Raw genomic sequence first — 17,630 nt, forward strand, 5'->3', positions numbered from 1 at the left:
CCTATCGGAAGTAATCAAGGAGCCTATCAACCCCACTCGCTTTCCTGCGGACATCATCGTATAGCTCGTTGATTTCTCGATAATTGTTCTGTGTCCATAGCACTCTATCGTCGTTATCTACGACAGCTAAGACAATTGTTGAGTTCCAGTAATAAATATCCTCGTCCTGAAAGTGCTTATAGCGCACCTCATAGATAGAAAATTTAGTACCTTTAAATACGCCTTCGAAATACAAACCGACGATATCTTCAGTACCTATAGTAATACTTCGCGGCGGCTCACTTAATCGCCAAGCCATACGACCACGGGCTGTTTCTTCGATCAACCTCGCAACCATATTAGAAAACCTGGAGTCATTCATAATCTTTCCACCTCATTATCCTGATGTTTTGCGCCAAGCTGGGTAACAAATTTCTGAAGTTTTCTCTGAATATCCCAACTCACTTCTTCAGTTAGCTTTCGCCTACCAATGTAAAATACACCCTCCCTGGCTATGGACGAAACCAATTGATTAGCCGATTTTTTTTCGACGCCATCTAACTTCTGACTGACGTTCTCTAAATGACCTTGCACCTGATATAGCAGATCAATAATGTCATTCTCGCGCCCCTTCCAGTCCTTTAAACATTGACGAATTTCAATTAATAGCTGTTGTAAATCTTTGTGAGTTTCTGGAATTCTATGTCGCCGCTTCAGCTTTTCACCAAACATTCCAACGTAAAAAAAAGTTCCCACAGTAAACAAAGTACCAAAGATAGTAAAAAACAGTCCGTACTTGTTCGCCTCATCCCAAAACGACTTACTGCCCCATACATCCAAATTCCATGCAACAGCCACCGCAACAATCAAAAGCCCTACCGCCCCGTAAAATGCTGCTTTGTATCCCATCGATCGACTCCCAATCCATAGAGCGATCATATCATCAGTCCTCCCCTATACATCCACCGCCCGGGCATGCCCCGGCATAGGACGCCCCATGCCCACAGAAAACAAACCGGCCGAGCCGCTGAAGATTGAGCGTTCGACTGTGACCAAGCTGGTGATCACCGGAGCGCCGAGGCTCGACCCGATCACGGTTTTCCTCGAGGACTTCGGCCGCCGCGACTGCCCGACTGAATCCGACCCGAACTACCAGACTGCCCAGGGCAAGATCACGATCAACTGCTGGGACAAGAGCTGGAACGCATACTGGGGTGGCATGGGGCCTCGCACGGTGGCGAAGTTCGTTGCCGATTGTGATTGGCACTACATCCTGAACTGCCTGGATCGCGGGATCAGCAGCACGCGGTTCAGCGGGAGCGCGCTTCACGCATTCGCGAAAAAGTGCATTGTCCAGCGTCGTCGGCAACAGACCGGCCGTCACGACTGGGATCTGGATGAGCTGAGCAAAGATGAGGCCCGCGAGCTCTGGCACGACATCGATGTTCTGCGCAGCGTCGAGTCGCCAAACGAATGCTGGCATCACAGCAAGTTGTTGACCGAGCTTTTCGGTGAGGAGTGGCACTACACAGTCGGCGACAAGGCGATCGAGGAAAACCACGAATTCACATACCTGCGACGGGTCGTCGAGGCGGTACAGGAAGCACTGCGTCAGGAACAGCAGCAGGTGGCCGCATGAAGCGCATTTACCTCAACGGTCAACTCTGTGGCTAAGCTAGTTCCTAGCTTAAGGTGCGGATTTACCTACCTCATACATTCTAAATACTTCGTATTCGTCGATGACCGAGCGCAAGTTGGGAAATCTGTGTAGCCACTCGCCGAACATGATGGTAAAAATTTTGTGCAAATGAATCGATTCAGATGTTACGCGCAAGCAAATTTCCTTGATGGCCTCCCGTCCTTCCTCTCCTGACCAGTCTTTTTCAACCAGCCGATGAACGACAATATGTCGATCCTCGATGTAACTCAGAAGCCTTTCTTCCAATCCATTAATTTCGACAGTGCCAGAGATCTCTTTCAACAAAGCGGTTACGGGCTGCTTGAAAGCCTTTTTCGCATTGACTGGAACGATGTCCTCAATCGTTAACGCACCAGCTTGTTTAATCGCGTGACGCGCAGCCAACACGAACATTTTTTCAAACGCTTGAGAGCTGAGTACTGCTACACCAACTGCAGTACACAACGCTTCATCGAGGAACTCTTCCACACCCAACCCTCTGAATTACAAATTACCAAAACCGAATATCGTTATAGATATCACATTCGAGCTAACCCCTCCTCCTTCAAAGTCAGCCGCTATAGCGGCAAGGACGAAGTCATGCCTGAAGAAATCAAATTGATACAGTCAGCCCCGGTTGTGCGCGACGAAATGGGATCGTTCCAACATCCGGACATGCCCGACTTCGACGAGGGTGACGGCGAGAAGTGCAAGGCCTGGGTAGCGGATCAGGGCTTGACCGTTACCCAGGCTCGCCTCGAATACGCCGAAGAGGCTGTTGCTGATCGCTATTTCGAAGCTGGCGAACCGGATTTCAGCTACTGGGAGCCCGAGCGCCCGGACGGCGAAGGCTGGTTCTGCCTGGCGATCCACGACACCGACGACGGCCCAGTCTGCTGGTGGGCACGCCGCGAGGTGACCCCATGATCGCCCTCGCCTGGTTCGCCTACGTCTACTGCGACAAGGACATCCGGAAATAAAGTCCGCCTCACCAGTTGCTTCAGGGACGAGCTGATTGGGCTGCAACTGATGAGGAGAACAGTTGAACGCTAGTTCCGATTTCCCTCCTTGTCGCGCTCAACACAAAATATATCCCCTACCCCACACAAGAGCCTGCCGTTGTTAGGGCAAGCCGTGGTTAATCACTCAAAACCAGTTCAGTACTCGCAGCACTCTCGCGAACGTTCGCTCGCTCGCCACGCACGTCAGCATGACAAGACCACTTCCTCCCACTACGAAAATAAATCCTCCAACTGCATCGATGACGATCAGAAATATTCCCAACGTCATGAGTGTGGCACCGAGCGCGCCTAGCACCGTCCGGCTTTGCTTCTGCTCGGGATACTTGTTGAACATCCATTTACTCCAAATCAGTTGCCCTTCAAATCAACTGTAGCCCAAGCGCAAGCAATCAATATCAACCATCTTCTGCCGCAACGCGCGACATGGAGCATCACTATGGAAACAGAAATCCTCTCCGACGAGGAACTGGCCGAACTCACCGGCTACAAGGCAAGGGCCTACCAACGCCGCTGGCTGATTGATCGCCAGTGGGTGTTCGTCGAAAGCCGGGGCAAGCGACCGTTGGTGGGCCGCATGTACGCTCGTATGAAGCTTGGCATGATCAGCCCCACTATCGCCGACCCCAACCCGCCACCGGCCGCGCCGGCATGGACGCCAGATTTTTCTCGAGTGAATTGATATGCGCCCCCGCAAGACCGAGCACCACCACCTGCCCCCACGGATGTACAAACGATCTCGAAAACGCAAAAACGGCACCACCTGGACGGCCTACTACTACCGTGACCTGCTCGGCAAGGACATCCCGCTGGGCAAGGATCTCGACAAGGCCAGGTTGAAATGGGCTGAGCTGGAAGCCAAGGAAAAGCCGCTCGACCTGCGAACCATGAAAGGCATCTTCGATCGGTACATCCGCGACGTGGTGCCCAAGAAGGCGCCGCGCACGCAGAAGGACAACCTGGCGGAAATCAAACAGCTTCGGCCGATGTTCGACAGCGCGCCGATTGACTCGATCACTCCGGCGACGATTGCCGGATATCGAGATGCCCGATCGGCAAAGGTTCGGGCGAACCGCGAGATCGCTACCCTCTCCCATATTTTCAACATTGCCCGGGAGTGGGGCCTGACGACAAAGGAAAACCCCTGCCAAGGTGTGCGCAAGAACAAGGAAACGCCGAGGGACTATTACGCGAATGATGTGGTTTGGGAGGCGGTGTACAAGAAGGCAGCGCAGGAGCTGAAAGAAGCGATGGACCTGGCATATCTGACCGGCCAGCGGCCGGCAGACGTGTTGGTCATGAGGAAGGATGATGTTGAAGGCGGGTATCTGACTGTTCAGCAAAACAAGACGCAGAAGAAGCTTCGAATCCAGCTAACGACTGGCGGGGAATCAAACAGCCTGGGCAAGCTGATCACGGCAATCACTGAACGAAACGCCCAGCACGTTTCGAGTTACCTGATCATCAACCGGAGCGGTAAACGCATGACGGCCACGATGCTGAGGAAACGCTGGGACGCGGCGCGGGAAAAGGCAAAACAGGATGCTCTTGAACAAGGTGACGACCTGCTTGCCGATCGAATCGGTGAGTTCCAGTTCCGCGATATACGCCCGAAAGCCGCGTCGGAAATCAGCGATATCGGCGATGCAAGTCTGCTTCTGGGTCACACGAAAGGCGACATCACCGAGCGGGTTTATCGACGCGTCGGGGCCATCGCGAAGCCGTCGAAACAGTGAAAAAATGCGTTCCATAACTCCAAGCGCACCCCTTGTAGAATGCGGTCTGTAGAGGTGCTGAAAAATGAAAGTAATGGAACGGAAAATCGCTACAAGCCGCAGCCTGATTACGTCGCTGTATCGGTCTTGAAAACCGTCGACTGTAACAGGTCCATGAGTTCGAATCCCATCGCCTCCGCCATATTTGATACGACAAAGCCCTGATTATTCAGGGCTTTGTCGTTTCTGGCATTCAGGAAATTGGCTCCTCTCTCTATGGGTCGTTTCCGCCTCTTTCCTGTCATTTGCGCAATCCTATCTTTCAGACCGCCCTCCTCAATCTCACCGCCAGATCTGATACGACGGACGAGCTTGGAGTGAGCGACAGGCTGCTTTCGGCCGATCCTGTTGAAAAAGTCGCTCCTTGTCGCACGCCGGCCTGCCGCCCCCCTCTTCAGGGGCAATCACGCTGTTGGGACGAGGGTCATGCAATTCAGGCGGCTGTCGCCGGCCAGATGGCTGTTAGTGAGCGCCAACTTGTTTACGAAGACTCCTTAACCGAGACGGTGTGACCTGATAAGCCCGCTTGAACCAGTGAATCAGATGTGAGCTGTCGGTAAACCCGCATTCGTAAGCAATCTGGGTGATCGAGCGATTGCTGTTGAGCACCATCCAATGGGCGGTTTTCAGCCGGATCAGCCGCCAGTATTCGGCTGGCGGCACACGCAGGTGCTGATTGAAGAGCCGGGTCAGTTCCCGTTCCGAGACGCCCACCGATCTGGCAATGTCGCCAACCGTACCGGTTTCATACATTCGCTGACGCATGAGCCCTACCGCGTTCACAACCCTGTGGTCGGTCGATCGCAGTTCCAGCATCTCATCACTGTCTTGCTTGAGCACCTGCATCTGCTCGAATCCGCGATCCGCCATCAGGTAATGCAAGGTCTTGTCCGAGCGAACTTGCCCACAATGCTCGGTGACCAGATGCATGGCCAGGTTGATCGACGCCAGTCCGCCTGCACAGGTGATGAAGCCGCCATCGATGACCACCGGCTGATCGGTAACGGGAATGACCCTTGGGTGCAACTGCCGTATCGCTTCAACCATGGAAAAGTGCACGGCGCAACGACGCCCATCCAGCAACCCCAGATGTGCCAGGACAAATTGCCCGGTGCACAAGCCGATAACCGGCACTCCGGCCGAGACAGCCAACATCACGAAGTCCATCAGCTCCTGCGGTACGGCGTTAGCTCCATGGAGGATGCCGCCGTGCACCACGATGTAGTCGTAGTCCTGAGGGTCGCCAAATTGGCGGGTCGGCAACATGCCAAACTTGCAGCTGGAATAGATGGGTTGCTCATTGTGGGAAAGCAAATCCCATGAGCAATAGATTTGTCGACTGTAGTCACGTTCATCCGCAGAGAGCCGGAGGAACTCGACGAGCCCCGTCAGGGACATCAGCGTGAAATCAGGGGTAGGTGCGATACCCACACGCAGCGGCGCTTCAACAGAGGGTGCGGGACGACGGGGTCCCAAGTGAGCGAGTTCATTGTGCATGCAGGCTCCTGTGAAAAGGCGAGACGTACCACGATCCGACTTGAATCTACAATCTCATCTTCCAGGATGGAAATACAGTATGAGTCACCCGCTGACCCGTCAGAATCAGGAGCAACGTCCATGAAAATTACAAAAATCTCGATCTACCAAGTTGATCTTCCGTTGAAGGAAGGAGCATACAGTTGGTCGACCCAGAGCTTTTCCGCCTTCGATAGCACCCTCCTGATCGTTGAAACTGACAGCGGGCTGAGTGGCGTCGGGGAAGTTTGTCCCCTCGGACCCTCCTATCTGCCAGCCTACGCCGAGGGTGCGCGCACCGGGATCGCCCAGATCGCGAAGGGGTTGATCGGTGAAGATCCGCTGCAGCTCGGTCGAATAAATCAGCGCATGGATGAGCTTCTCAAGGGGCACCCCTACGTCAAGTCAGCGATCGATATGGCCTGTTGGGATTTGCTCGGCAAAGCCACCGAGCAGCCGGTCTACAACTTGCTGGGCGGGCTGTTGCAGGACAAGGTCACCCTCTTCAAGGTGATCAGCCGCCAGTCCCCGGAAGCCATGGCCGCCAAGCTCGGCGATTACCAGCGCCAGGGGTTCAATCAGTTCCAGATGAAAGTGGGCGCGTGTGCCAGTCAGGATATCGAGCGAATTTTTGCCGTTTCCGAGGTGCTGGCGGCGGGCAATGTTCTGGCGGCGGACGCAAACACCGGCTGGAAGCAGCACGAAGCCATTCGAGTCGTGAAGGCTGTTCGTGATGTCGATATCTACATCGAACAACCGTGCCTGTCCTATGAGGAATGCCTGGCCGTGCGCAGGCATACCGACCATCCGTTCATCCTCGATGAATGCATGGACGATCTGCGTGTAGTGATGCGTGGTTTCCAGGACAGCGCCATGGATGTCATCAATCTCAAGGTCAGCCGCGTGGGCGGACTTACCCGTGCTCGCCAGTTCCGCGATCTTTGCGTGAGCCTGGGTATCACCATGACCATCGAGGACTCCTGGGGTGGAGAGATCGCCACATCGGCCCTTGCTCACCTGGCCCATTCCACACCTGAAGGCTTTCACTTCCAGTCCTCCGCATTTCACGAGTATCACAGTCTCAAAATCGCTGACGGCGGCCCGGTGATCAATGGTGGACATATGGTCGCATCGTCTGCTCCGGGCCTGGGTGTCACGCCAGATATGTCGGTACTCGGCAAACCTGTTCAAATCATCGGCGGCTGAGCCAGGGCAGCTTCATTACTTTTCTCGCGGGACTGCAGTTGTGCAGTCCCGTTCTCCGATCAGGAATTCACACGATGCGATTGATTCCGGCACAGCACATCGAAGCGGTACTGAACTGGGAGGGTGTACTGAACGCTCTCCAGGAGGCTCATATGGGAGCCCGGCCCCTGGGTGAAAGCTACTTCATCGGTGATGCAGCCTACGGCCTGTTCAGTCGGGGAGTCGTGCTCCCAGGACGAGGCGCAGGCATGAAAATGGCTTCCATCTGCCCCGACAATAGTCGTCGCGACCCTCCCCTTCCCTCGGAGGATGCCGCTTTTCTGGTGGTCGACGAAAACACCAAAAAGATCGCTGCCGTGCTGGACGGGCCCACAATCACCCGTTTCAAAACAGCCGCTGATTCGGCCCTTGCCGCTAGCTATTTGAGTCGCGAAGACAGTCAGGTGCTGCTGGTTCTCGGCTCCGGGCCGGTGGCTCGGGCCTTGACTGAAGCTTTTCTCCACATCCGGCCCTCCATCAGCCAGGTATTGTTGTGGAATCGCACGCCGGAGAAGTTGATAGAGACGCGTGACGCCCTGGTGCGACGGCATCTAGAAGTTTCAATCGTCAGGGATCTTGATGCCGCAGTTGCTCAAGCCGATATCATCAGCTCTGCGACAGGCTCCACTGAACCGCTGATTCATGGGCGTCATGTGCGGCCAGGTACGCATGTCGATCTTGTTGGAGGCTTTCGGCCTGACATGCAGGAGGCTGATTGCGAGCTGCTGGGCAAGGCTCGAATCTTCGTCGATGATCGCGCCTGCGCGTCGGCATCAGGGGATATTTTGATACCTTTGCAAAATGCGGTGATCACCGAGGCGCAGATCGAGGGTGACCTGTTCGATCTCTGTCAGTTACCTCATTTTCAACGTGGCCAGAACGAAATCACCGTCTACAAGAATGCGGGTGGCGCGCATCTCGACATGATCGTGAGCCAGTATGTGCTTTCACAGTTATGACGTAGTGCCTGTAGTCGGCCTTCTACCGGTGGGGAAGCATTTTCCCCGAAGCCGGCCTGCCTGCGCTGGCGATTGACAGCGCACTCCTGGCCCTCCTCGGCTTTTATTTGAAAGTCGTACTCAGAACCCGCTCAGAAGCAACACCCGCTGGTGCACTGACCATCCTCCTGCTTGCCAGGGTCTGTACGAAAAAAGGGCATTGCTCCACCCGTTGGAACCATCATTGCCATTTCCACTGCAGATCCGCTCCCTGCCCACCCTTCGCCACGGATAAACCCGCAGCACCGAGCGAATTCGCTGGGCAATGGCTCAGTCGCCCAAAAACCTCACAAAAATCATCTCCGGATCCCCCGGGTCCAGATTCTCTACGACGCCGCTGTGCTGATATCCGAGCTGTATCAGCAAGTGCCGCATCGGCGCATTCGACGTATTGGTCGACGTAAAGATCTTTTCTGCACAGGAAACGCGCTCCAGACAGGCAACAATCTGCCGCCCCACCCCAGAACGCCTGTACGCCTGCGAAACCGTCACCAACGGAATGAACCACTGCCCAAAAAAGCTTTTATCCAGACAGCCATAACCGACCGGTATGCCCGACTCGCTCGTTTCACAGGCGACCCAGCACGCCAGTGAATCAACAGCCCTTTCAATCCACGCCCGGCGTTCGGGGTCATTCACCGCAATCGAATCTATTCGAAACAAGCCTTCCAGATCGCTCAACACGGCCTGTCTGATGTGCCATTTCATGATCAAGTCCCTTCGGTCGAACAAAATTACTTTCCGCAGCTTAAGGCCGCATCCCTATAATCCGCACCCTCTCGGATTCACCTGGAAAGACCCAACCTCAAATGGACCTGAAACCCCTGACCACCCTCCTGCTGGCCACGCTCCTTACAGCCTGCACCAGCCCGCCCAAAGAAAAAACCGAATACGAGAAACAACTCGACGCCGTCGCCATGCCGACCAACGAGGCGGACCGGCTGCTGCAGTGCAAGAATCTCAGCGATATGTACTGGCTTGAGCTGATGGATGAGGGCAGTCAGGGCAAGACGTCTTCATGGCTCAATCTTCCTGATTACTCCAGGACAATCGCCATAAAAAAACGCCGGGACGCGATGAATTGCCCCAGATTGGGTAAGCATCCGTGGTTGCCGCAGTAGAATCGATTGGTCGGTGTTGTATGCACGCTGACCGAAACCAGGCGAGGCCCTGAAAGACATGCCGAAGACATCCCCCGAAAGCAAACCCGCCACCACCGCCGCCGACATCGAGCGCTCTATCCAGGCGCTGAACAAAATGGCTGAACGGCTGTGGGGCGACGGCCGTGAGAGCGAGGCCAAAGCCCTTCTCGATGCGCTGGACGCGCTGAACCGCGCCCTGGACCGGATCAGGATTGGCGAGAGCCGCCGGGTGCTTCACTGAGCCGAGGGGCATTGGTGAGCCCCGCTCATGACTCCATCCTGTTTTTGCCCCTTAATCCCTCAAGCGTGTCTTCCTAGTATGTGGATCAGGTTGGATCGGCCTCGCACTGGCGGCGTCGATCCTCGCAACCAGACCTCAGGAAACCGCCCTATGAAACTGCTCACCCCCGCCCTCGCCGGTCTGTTTTTCTCGGCACTGGTCAGCGCTGAAGAAGGCAAGGCGCGCCCCGACCCCAAGCCGTCGCCGGATGTGCTGGAGGTCACGCCGCAGCTTTACGCCTACACCACCGAGTTGCTGTTCGGTGAAGTCTGGAAGCGGCCGGATCTGGTCCCGCGTGACCGCAGTCTCATTACCCTCGCGGCATTGCTCGCCAGCGGTCAGACCGCGCAAATGACCAGCCATATCAAACTGGCACTCGACAACGGCGTGAAGCCCGAAGAAATCACCGGTCTGATCACCCATTTGGCCTTCTACAGCGGTTGGCCCAATGCGATGTCGGCGGTCGGTGTCGCCAAACAGGTATTTGCCGAACGTGGTTTGACGGCTGAGCAGATCGCGCCTCCGGAAGGCGACTTGCTCAAGCTTGAAGAGCAAGCCGAAGCCAGACGCCGGGCGGCGGTCGATGCCAACGTCGGTGCAACCGCCCCCGAGCTGGCGCGCTACACCAACGATGTGCTGTTCGCCGATCTGTGGCGGCGCACCGACCTCGCGCCCAGGGATCGCAGTCTGATTACGGTGGCGGCGCTGATCAGCCAGAACCAGTCGGCACAACTGCCCTTCCACCTCAATCGGGCGATGGACAACGGCCTGACCCGTGAGCAGGCGGCCGAAGTGGTGACGCATCTGGCGTTCTACGTAGGCTGGCCGAAAGCGATGTCGGCGGTGCCGGTACTCAAGGATGTGTTTGAGTCGCGCGGCAAATCGTAAGGTCTGTCGGGCGCGGGAATTTGTCCTGCGCCCTACGCGACGTTCAGGCCCTGGCTCGCAAAACCTTCACACTCGCAAACGTCGCCTCGCCCCGCGCCTCATCCAGCAAATTGCTCGGCCTCGATGCCCGCGCCGGACGGACTGCCGGCCTCGCCACCTCGATCCGCTCCGCCTCCAGCCCCGCCCGCTCCTCACTCGGCGGCACGCCGAAGTATTCGCCGTAGCACTTGGAAAAGTGCGGTGTGGAGACAAAGCCGCACACCACCGCCAGTTCAACAATGGAAATCGGTGTCTGCTTGAGCAACTGGCGAGCGCGGATCAGCCGCAGTTTCAGGTAGTAGCGCGACGGAGAGCAATGCAGGTATTTCTGGAACATCCGCTCCAGTTGTCGGCGGGACACATCGACATATTTCGACAGGTCGTCGAGGTCAATGGGTTCTTCGAGGTTGGCCTCCATCAACGCGACGATCTCCTGCAACTTCGGCTGCTGGGTGCCGAGCATGTGCTTGAGCGGCACGCGCTGCTGATCGCGCTCATCGCGGATGCGTTCGTAGACGAACATTTCCGAGATCGCCGCCGACAGCTCATGCCCGTGATCGCGGCCGATCAGGTGCAGCATCATGTCCATCGGCGCGGTGCCGCCGGAGCTGGTGAAGCGGTTGCGGTCGAGGGTAAACACGCTGGCACTGACGGTGACCCGCGCGAAGGCTTCCTGCATCGCCGCGAGAAATTCCCAGTGGACGCTGCATTCAAACCCGTCGAGCAACCCTGCCTGCGCCAGCGCCCAACTGCCGGTGCAAACACCGCCCATACGCTTGGAAAGACGCGCCTGATTGCGCAACCAGACAACGTGGCCGCGCGTGACCACATTGTGAATACCCACCCCGCCACAGACGATGACGGCATCCAGCGCCAGTCCATCCTGAGCCGACGCGTCCGGGGTCACGGGCACGCCATCGCTGGCCTGCACCGCCGCGCCATCGAGGCTGAGGGTGTGCCAGCGATACAACTCTTCACCCGCCAACTGATTGGCCATGCGCAGTGGTTCCACCGCCGAGGCCAGGGAGATCAGGGTGAACTGATCCAGCAGCAGAAAACCGATGGACTGGCTGGACGTGGTCAAGATGTCTCGCCCACCGACGCTGTTCCTCGCGCCGCGCCATGCTGCCGCGTGGTCACCAGGCCGATAAAGGAAATCACCAGGGCCAGGCCGATGGTCGAAGTCACCTCCAGACGATGTTCCGGCGTCACCATCATCACGCCCAGCGCGGCGCAGATGAACGCGATGACCAGGTAGGTCAGCCACGGAAACAGCCACATGCGCAAGCTCAGTTCGACATTGCGCCGACGCAGCATCCGGCGCATGCGCAGTTGCGAAATCGCGATGACCAGATACACCAGCAGCGCGATGGCGCCGGAACTGGCGAGCAGGAATTGAAACAGGCCGGCCGGCATGAAGTAGCTGAACAACGTTACCCCGGCGCCGATCACGGTGCTGGCGATCACGGCGGCACGCGGTACACCCGCCGCGGATGTCACTTTCAACGGCGCGGGTGCATCGCCGCGTCGGCCCAGAGAGAACAGCATCCGCGAGGAAATGTAGATCGAGGAGTTCATGCAACTGGCAACGGCGATCAGCACGACCACATCCACGAGAAATTTGGCGTGGGGAATATTCATCAGTTCAAGGGCGCGCTGGTAGGAACCCACGGACGCCAGCAACGGATCGTTCCACGGCACCACGGAAATCACCACGAAGATCGACAACACGTAGAACACACCGATGCGCCAGATCACCGAACGGGTCGCCTTGGCGATGTTCTGCGCCGGATTGTCGGACTCGGCCGCCGCGATGGTCACCGCTTCCGTGCCGATGAAGCTGAACATGATGGTGATGAACGCACCGACCACCGCTGAATAACCATTGGGCGCGAAGCCGCCGTGTTCTTCCATCAAACGGCTCAGGCCGCTGGCCTCGCGCTCGGGAATCCAGCCCATCAGCACCGAAAACCCAAGGCCGATGAAACCGATGATCGCCACGACCTTGGCCATCGCAAACCAGAATTCGAACTCACCGTACTTGGCGACGCTGAACAGGTTGGTCACCACCAGCACGATGATCGACAGCAAGGCGAACAGCCAAGCGTCGACCTGGGGAAACCACTGGTTCAGGACATGCCCGGCGGCCAGCGCCTCGATGGGAATCACCAACACCCAGAACCACCAGTAGAGCCAGCCGATGGTGAAGCCGGCCCAGCGGCCGATGGCCTGGTCGGCATAGGTGGAAAACGAGCCGGTGTCCGGATGGGCCACCGCCATTTCACCGAGCATGCGCATGACCAGCACGACCAGCAGGCCGGAGAACAGATAAGCGAGCAGCACCGCCGGGCCGGCGGCGGCAATGGCGTGTCCGGAGCCAACAAACAGCCCCGCGCCGATGATTCCCGCGATGGAAAGCATGGTGACGTGGCGCGGCTTGAAGCCCTGCGCCAACTGACCGTTCGAGTCCTTCGAGTTCAGGCTATTCATTGTTTTTGTTGTTCTCGGGTGATCGACGTTGAGGCGTACTGACTGAGGGTCAGGCGATCATCATTTCTTCCTGTTGCCCCTTGTGAAAGCGGCGCACCTCAAACGCATCGGCGTTTCTGATCAGTCATACGGCATACGCACGGCGATGAAATGATGCGTCACCTTACGTGCCTCGTCCGCCGCACAAATAGCCTGAGAACGGCATGCCTGAGTCTGATTTCGACATGCCGCCGCTGTCGCCCGGCCCAATCTCGGGTTGCCGGTTAGTATGGTATTCAGGGCAAACTGTGCGGTGAACGAGCCGTATTGAAAGAGAGCGTTGATGCAAGTCAGAAGTGAACGTGCCGCCACAGCCTGTGGCCTTGTGGCGATTCTGTTGTGGAGTACCGCCGCTGGACTGATCCGCAGTGTGAGCGAGTTGTTCGGCCCGTTGGCGGGCGCGGCGCTGATCTATTCGCTGGGCGCCGTCATGCTGGTGGCGATGCTGGGGCGACCGCGCCTGCGCTCCACTTCCTGGATGTACCTGATCCTCGGCACCGGGCTGTTTGTCGCCTACGAGGTGTGTCTGTCGCTCGCCCTCGGGTTTGCCAGCAATCGCAATCAGGCGATTGAACTGGGCGTGGTGAATTACCTGTGGCCCTGCCTGACCGTGCTGCTGGCGATTGTCATGAACGGGCAGAAGGCGCGCTGGTTCATCGTACCGGGCACGGCACTGGCGTTGTTCGGCATCGTCTGGGTGGTCAGCGGCAACGGGCTTTCGGTGGCCTCGATTGTCGCCAATATCCAGTCCAACCCGCTCAGCTACAGCCTCGCCCTGGCCTGCGCGATCACCTTTGCCCTGTACTGCAACATCACCCGTCGCTATGCCGGAGGGCAGAATCTGGTGGTGCTGTTTTTCGTCCTGACCGCGCTGGTGCTGTGGGGCAAACACGCCTTCAGCGCTGAAGTGATTCCCCCGCTCACCCTGCGCAGCAGCCTCGAGCTGATTGCCGCGAGTACTGCGATGGCCGTGGGGTACGCGCTGTGGAATATCGGCATTCTGCGCGGCAACCTCACGTTGCTGGCGACCGCCTCGTACACGGCGCCAGTGCTGTCGTCGGCGTTCGCGGCGATATGGCTGGGCGCAGCACTGGACGTACAGTTCTGGCAAGGCGCGGTGCTGGTCACGGTGGGCTCGTTGGTCTGCTGGCTGGCGACCCGTGAGCGGGTGCAGGAGCGCCAGCACGAGCCGGCGTGATCCGTGCCGCTCGTCCCGCCGTTCGCACCTTTGCCGCCAGCGGTCTTCCAACGCTTACACCCCCTGCACGGAAGATCACCGATGAACAGAAAAATCGCGGCTCTGACCTTCGCCGGCCTCCTGGCCGTCTGTGCTTTCCCCACGCTGGCCGCCGGCCAGTCAACGGCCGGTTCGACGGTTCCGCCGACCGCCATTCCCGGTGTCAATCAGGGCGGCGGCAGTGAGTCCAAGGAGGACAAGGCCGACACCAAGGGCGAGGAAGCCTCCGGTTCAAACTCCGGCGCCGACGCGAAAGCCATCGAGAAAGACGCTGCAACCTCCAGCGGTTCCAAGAGCGACAAGAAGAAACACCCGATCAACAATTGACCACGAAAAAGGCCTGCCGAAATGGCAGGCCTTTGCATTTACGTGTCGAATTCACGGCTTCAGAATCAATACCGGTTCGCCCTTCTTGACGATGTAGGTCGCCAGTTCCGAGCCCTTCTCCTGGCCGACGTTTTTCGCGATATGCGCCACGCCCTCGGGGATATACAGCGAGTCCCCGGCCTTGAGCGTGACCGGCGCGCGGCCCTCCAGTTGATACTCGAAGGTGCCGCTGATGACGTAAGCCACTTCCACGCCGGGGTGGGCATGCCTTGGCGAGGTCACGCCCGGCTCGAAGTCGACACGGGCCTGGATCACTTCACGATCTGCCGCGCCCAGGTCCTGGCGGACCAGATCGGTGCGGCTCAGCCCTTGTTGCCAGTTTTTCGCGGCCGGTTGGGTGTCCGCCGCATGGGCGAAGCCGCTCAAGGACAGCAGAATCGCCGTGGCGGCCAGAAGTCGATTGCATCGCATGATGTTGCCCTCTCGAAATGTGTGGTGACGGCCATCACTTTGTCCGGGGCCTGTAGCGACGATGTGTCAGGGAACGGCAGATTGTTATCGGCATGTATGCGCGAGCGCGCTTGATACACGCCAATACAAAACCTGAAGGTTATTCGCTGAGGTCAGAGGCCGAGATCGACCCGGCGTTCTGCACCAGATCGATCAGCCAGGTGCGGAACGCCACGACTTTTTTCGAGTTGGCGATTTCCAGCGGCGTCACCAGATAAAAACCCAGGTCGGACTTCAGCTTGAGGTTGAACGGCGCCACCAGTTTCCCGGCCTTCAAGTCGTCGTCGACGTAGGTGGAGCGCCCGATGCACACCCCCAGACCGTCGATGGCGGCCTGCACCGCCATCATCGCCAGATCGAATGTCAGCCGCGTGCCTTCGGCGAGTTTCTTCGGCTGCCCCGCCGCACTCAACCACATGTTCCAGTCGTTGCTGGTCATGCCGCTGACTTGCAGCAAGGTGTGATTGGCCAGATCGACCGGGCTTTTCAAGGCGTTGGGGCCGGTCAGCAGTTTGGGGCTGCACACCGGAAAAATCTCGTCGGACATCAGCCAGTCCGCGCGCAAGCCTTTCCAGTCACCGAAACCGTAGCGGATCGCCGCGTCGATGCCGCCCTTGCGGAAGTCCACCAGCTCGGTGGATGCGGTGACTCGCACGTCAATATTGGGGAACGCATCCTGAAACGATGCCAGACGCGGCAACAGCCATTTGGAGGCCAGGGACACCAGGGTGCTGATGGTCAGTGCGCTGTTGTTGGTCGATTCGAGCAACATTTCCGTGGAGTAGCGCAATTCATGGAACGCCGAACGAATACCGGGCAGATACGCATGCCCTTCGGTGGTCAGCGCCAGGCCGTCCTTGAGCCGCAGAAACAGGCGAACACCCAGTTCATCTTCCAGTCGGCGGATCTGATGACTGATGGCCGTCTGGGTGACGTTCAACTCTTCGGCGGCCTTGGTAAAACTCATATGGCGGGCAGCCGATTCGAACGCTTTCAATCCATTGAGAGAGGGAATCCGGGCGACCATAAGACTTCGTAATGCTCATGAGATTTTGTCATAAGGTAGCACCCAAGAAGTCCTTTGCAAAATGTTTCCGTGGTCGTGGATTCTAGCGTCGCTTTCAAGCCACAACGGCCTGAAAACGACCACTCAAAGGATGAGATCGCCGTGAATAAAACAGTTGAAATCAACAACAGCCCGGACGAAAAAGCGCCACAACTGAAAGCTCGCAATGCCTCGAGAATGGCTGAAATCAGCCGTCCGCATTTCGACGCCGCGTATGAAAAAGGTCTGATGGGGGTTTCCTGCCGTGTGCTCGACAACCGCCGCATCGAAATCGCCACCAGCGGCAAGGAAGTCATCGACTACACCCGCTGCGGTTACCTCAACCTGGACGCCCATCCAAAAGTGCTCGCCGCCGCCAAGGCCTCGATGGAAGAAATCCCCTCGACGCACTTTTCGGTAGCCCGCACCCGCCTGTCCGCCGAACCGCTGGTACGCCTGGAACACACCCTGGCCAAGCTGTTCGATGTCAACGGCGTGGTGGTGTTTCCAACCGTAGCCGCCGCCAACATGGGCGCCCTGCCACTGCTGGCCGCCGGCCTGTTCACCGACGGTGAGAAGCCGCTGATCGCATTCGACCGTTTCGCCCACGTGACCCTGCAGTACCACATCCCGGTCCTGCGCGAAGAGACCGACGTGATTGTCATCGAGCACAACGACCTCGAACACCTGGAGCGCCTGTGCCAGAGCGGTCGCAAGGTCGCCTACGTCGGCGACGGCGCGTACTCGATGGGTGGCGCGGCGCCGGTTCGCGAACTGCGTGCCCTGCAAGACAAATACGGCCTGTTCGTCTATCTGGATGACGCCCACGGCATTTCGGTGGTCGGCAAACACGGCGAAGGTTTCGTCCGTTCGCAACTGGACGGCCTGGACGAGAACACCATCGTCGCCGCCTCCCTGGGCAAAGGCTACGGCGCCGCCGGTGGCCTGCTGATGCTGGGCACCAAGCACATCGAAAACTCGATCCGCCGCTACGCTCCGACCTACGGCTTCTCCTGCGCACCGAACATGGCGGCCGTGGGCGCGGCACTGGCCTCGGCGGAAATCCACGCCACGCCGGAACTGCACAAGCTGCAACACGCGCTGCGCAACAACATGAAGCTGTTCGACAATCTGATCCCGACCGAAACCAGCGGCAGCGAACTGCCGATCCGCATCGTGCGCATCGGTAACGAAGAAGCCGCGATCGCCAAGGGTGAATACCTGCTGCAACAGGGTCACTACACCTCCGTGGTGTTCTTCCCGACCGTTCCGCGCGGTCAGGCAGCCCTGCGCATGTCGGTCACCGCCGCCCACAACCCGGCCGACATCCTCGACCTGAGCCTGATGCTCAAGAGCAGCGATGCGCACCTGGACAGCGCCCCGACCACCGCCCAGCTCCAGCCTGCGCTGGCCGTTTGACTGAC

22 protein-coding genes are annotated in these 17,630 nt (G+C 58.0%); 12 read left to right on the forward strand and 10 right to left on the reverse strand.

All coding sequences use genetic code 11. The features are described from left to right. Position 1: 1 nt before the first annotated feature. Both KVQ74_RS25925 and KVQ74_RS25930 read right to left on the reverse strand, forming a co-directional pair. Positions 2–361: a hypothetical protein gene (locus KVQ74_RS25925; RefSeq protein WP_217834212.1), complete on the reverse strand. Its 360-nt coding sequence runs from the start codon at positions 359–361 to the stop codon at positions 2–4. Beyond that, positions 358–918: a hypothetical protein gene (locus KVQ74_RS25930; protein ID WP_217834213.1), complete on the reverse strand. Its 561-nt coding sequence runs from the start codon at positions 916–918 to the stop codon at positions 358–360. The genes KVQ74_RS25925 and KVQ74_RS25930 overlap by 4 nt, the downstream gene beginning before the upstream one ends. Positions 919–976: 58 nt before the next feature. Between KVQ74_RS25930 and KVQ74_RS25935 the strand changes: the two genes are divergently transcribed. Further along, positions 977–1,618, forward strand: a complete 642-nt coding sequence (locus KVQ74_RS25935; protein WP_217834214.1) for a hypothetical protein — start codon at positions 977–979, stop codon at positions 1,616–1,618. 48 nt (positions 1,619–1,666) lie between these two features. Here the strand turns inward: KVQ74_RS25935 and KVQ74_RS25940 are convergent, their stop codons facing one another. After that, on the reverse strand, positions 1,667–2,146 hold the full coding sequence (locus KVQ74_RS25940; protein ID WP_217834215.1) for a hypothetical protein: 480 nt from the start codon (positions 2,144–2,146) through the stop codon (positions 1,667–1,669). A 111-nt stretch (positions 2,147–2,257) separates the two neighbouring features. Here KVQ74_RS25940 and KVQ74_RS25945 point away from each other — a divergent pair, with 111 nt between their 5' ends. Further along, positions 2,258–2,584, forward strand: coding sequence for a hypothetical protein (locus tag KVQ74_RS25945; RefSeq protein ID WP_217834216.1), 327 nt, complete (start codon positions 2,258–2,260; stop codon positions 2,582–2,584). Between the two features lie 219 nt (positions 2,585–2,803). Here the strand turns inward: KVQ74_RS25945 and KVQ74_RS25950 are convergent, their stop codons facing one another. After that, positions 2,804–3,013: a hypothetical protein gene (locus tag KVQ74_RS25950; RefSeq protein WP_217834217.1), complete on the reverse strand. Its 210-nt coding sequence runs from the start codon at positions 3,011–3,013 to the stop codon at positions 2,804–2,806. 102 nt (positions 3,014–3,115) lie between these two features. Between KVQ74_RS25950 and KVQ74_RS25955 the strand changes: the two genes are divergently transcribed. After that, on the forward strand, positions 3,116–3,358 hold the full coding sequence (locus KVQ74_RS25955; RefSeq protein WP_039772214.1) for a DUF4224 domain-containing protein: 243 nt from the start codon (positions 3,116–3,118) through the stop codon (positions 3,356–3,358). 1 nt (position 3,359) lies between these two features. After that, positions 3,360–4,412, forward strand: a complete 1,053-nt coding sequence (locus tag KVQ74_RS25960; protein WP_217834218.1) for a tyrosine-type recombinase/integrase — start codon at positions 3,360–3,362, stop codon at positions 4,410–4,412. A 501-nt stretch (positions 4,413–4,913) separates the two neighbouring features. Here the strand turns inward: KVQ74_RS25960 and KVQ74_RS25965 are convergent. Beyond that, positions 4,914–5,948 carry a GlxA family transcriptional regulator gene (locus KVQ74_RS25965; protein ID WP_217834219.1) on the reverse strand — a complete coding sequence of 345 codons (1,035 nt, stop codon included), beginning with the start codon at positions 5,946–5,948 and terminating at the stop codon, positions 4,914–4,916. Positions 5,949–6,068: 120 nt separating this feature from the next. On the opposite strand from KVQ74_RS25965, the gene KVQ74_RS25970 reads away from it, so the two are divergent. Both KVQ74_RS25970 and KVQ74_RS25975 read left to right on the forward strand, forming a co-directional pair. Continuing rightward, positions 6,069–7,172 carry a cis-3-hydroxy-L-proline dehydratase gene (locus tag KVQ74_RS25970; protein ID WP_217834220.1) on the forward strand — a complete coding sequence of 368 codons (1,104 nt, stop codon included), beginning with the start codon at positions 6,069–6,071 and terminating at the stop codon, positions 7,170–7,172. Between the two features lie 74 nt (positions 7,173–7,246). After that, positions 7,247–8,170 carry an ornithine cyclodeaminase family protein gene (locus KVQ74_RS25975; RefSeq protein ID WP_217834221.1) on the forward strand — a complete coding sequence of 308 codons (924 nt, stop codon included), beginning with the start codon at positions 7,247–7,249 and terminating at the stop codon, positions 8,168–8,170. A gap of 309 nt (positions 8,171–8,479) precedes the next feature. Here KVQ74_RS25975 and KVQ74_RS25980 read toward each other — a convergent pair whose 3' ends face one another. Beyond that, a complete protein-coding gene (locus tag KVQ74_RS25980) occupies positions 8,480–8,917 on the reverse strand; it encodes a GNAT family N-acetyltransferase (protein WP_217834222.1) in 438 nt (145 codons plus the stop codon). Positions 8,918–9,018: 101 nt separating this feature from the next. On the opposite strand from KVQ74_RS25980, the gene KVQ74_RS25985 reads away from it, so the two are divergent. The 3 genes from KVQ74_RS25985 to KVQ74_RS25995 all read left to right on the forward strand — a co-directional run bounded on the left by KVQ74_RS25985 (position 9,019) and on the right by KVQ74_RS25995 (position 10,519). After that, positions 9,019–9,330, forward strand: coding sequence for a hypothetical protein (locus KVQ74_RS25985; RefSeq protein WP_217834223.1), 312 nt, complete (start codon positions 9,019–9,021; stop codon positions 9,328–9,330). Positions 9,331–9,388: 58 nt separating this feature from the next. Next, positions 9,389–9,592: a hypothetical protein gene (locus KVQ74_RS25990; protein ID WP_217834224.1), complete on the forward strand. Its 204-nt coding sequence runs from the start codon at positions 9,389–9,391 to the stop codon at positions 9,590–9,592. Positions 9,593–9,742: 150 nt separating this feature from the next. Further along, a complete protein-coding gene (locus KVQ74_RS25995; protein ID WP_217834225.1) occupies positions 9,743–10,519 on the forward strand; it encodes a carboxymuconolactone decarboxylase family protein in 777 nt (258 codons plus the stop codon). Between the two features lie 43 nt (positions 10,520–10,562). On the opposite strand, the gene gbdR is transcribed toward KVQ74_RS25995, so the two are convergent. Both gbdR and gabP read right to left on the reverse strand, forming a co-directional pair. After that, positions 10,563–11,642 carry a choline metabolism transcriptional regulator GbdR gene (gene gbdR / locus KVQ74_RS26000; protein WP_225930185.1) on the reverse strand — a complete coding sequence of 360 codons (1,080 nt, stop codon included), beginning with the start codon at positions 11,640–11,642 and terminating at the stop codon, positions 10,563–10,565. After that, positions 11,639–13,048 (reverse strand): GABA permease, encoded by a 1,410-nt coding sequence (gene gabP / locus KVQ74_RS26005; protein ID WP_217834227.1) that lies wholly within the window; start codon positions 13,046–13,048, stop codon positions 11,639–11,641. The genes gbdR and gabP overlap by 4 nt, the downstream gene beginning before the upstream one ends. 322 nt (positions 13,049–13,370) lie before the next feature. On the opposite strand from gabP, the gene yddG reads away from it, so the two are divergent. Both yddG and KVQ74_RS26015 read left to right on the forward strand, forming a co-directional pair. Next, positions 13,371–14,285 carry an aromatic amino acid DMT transporter YddG gene (gene yddG / locus KVQ74_RS26010; RefSeq protein ID WP_217834228.1) on the forward strand — a complete coding sequence of 305 codons (915 nt, stop codon included), beginning with the start codon at positions 13,371–13,373 and terminating at the stop codon, positions 14,283–14,285. An 81-nt stretch (positions 14,286–14,366) separates the two neighbouring features. Further along, positions 14,367–14,651, forward strand: coding sequence for a hypothetical protein (locus tag KVQ74_RS26015; RefSeq protein WP_217834229.1), 285 nt, complete (start codon positions 14,367–14,369; stop codon positions 14,649–14,651). A gap of 51 nt (positions 14,652–14,702) precedes the next feature. Here KVQ74_RS26015 and KVQ74_RS26020 read toward each other — a convergent pair whose 3' ends face one another. Further along, positions 14,703–15,122: a cupin domain-containing protein gene (locus KVQ74_RS26020; RefSeq protein ID WP_217834230.1), complete on the reverse strand. Its 420-nt coding sequence runs from the start codon at positions 15,120–15,122 to the stop codon at positions 14,703–14,705. A gap of 139 nt (positions 15,123–15,261) precedes the next feature. After that, positions 15,262–16,188 (reverse strand): transcriptional regulator GcvA, encoded by a 927-nt coding sequence (locus tag KVQ74_RS26025; RefSeq protein ID WP_217834231.1) that lies wholly within the window; start codon positions 16,186–16,188, stop codon positions 15,262–15,264. A gap of 141 nt (positions 16,189–16,329) precedes the next feature. Between KVQ74_RS26025 and KVQ74_RS26030 the strand changes: the two genes are divergently transcribed. Beyond that, on the forward strand, positions 16,330–17,625 hold the full coding sequence (locus KVQ74_RS26030; protein WP_217834232.1) for an aminotransferase class I/II-fold pyridoxal phosphate-dependent enzyme: 1,296 nt from the start codon (positions 16,330–16,332) through the stop codon (positions 17,623–17,625). Positions 17,626–17,630: the final 5 nt, after the last annotated feature.

This window comes from Pseudomonas botevensis (assembly GCF_019145475.1).
GTDB lineage: Bacteria > Pseudomonadota > Gammaproteobacteria > Pseudomonadales > Pseudomonadaceae > Aquipseudomonas > Aquipseudomonas botevensis.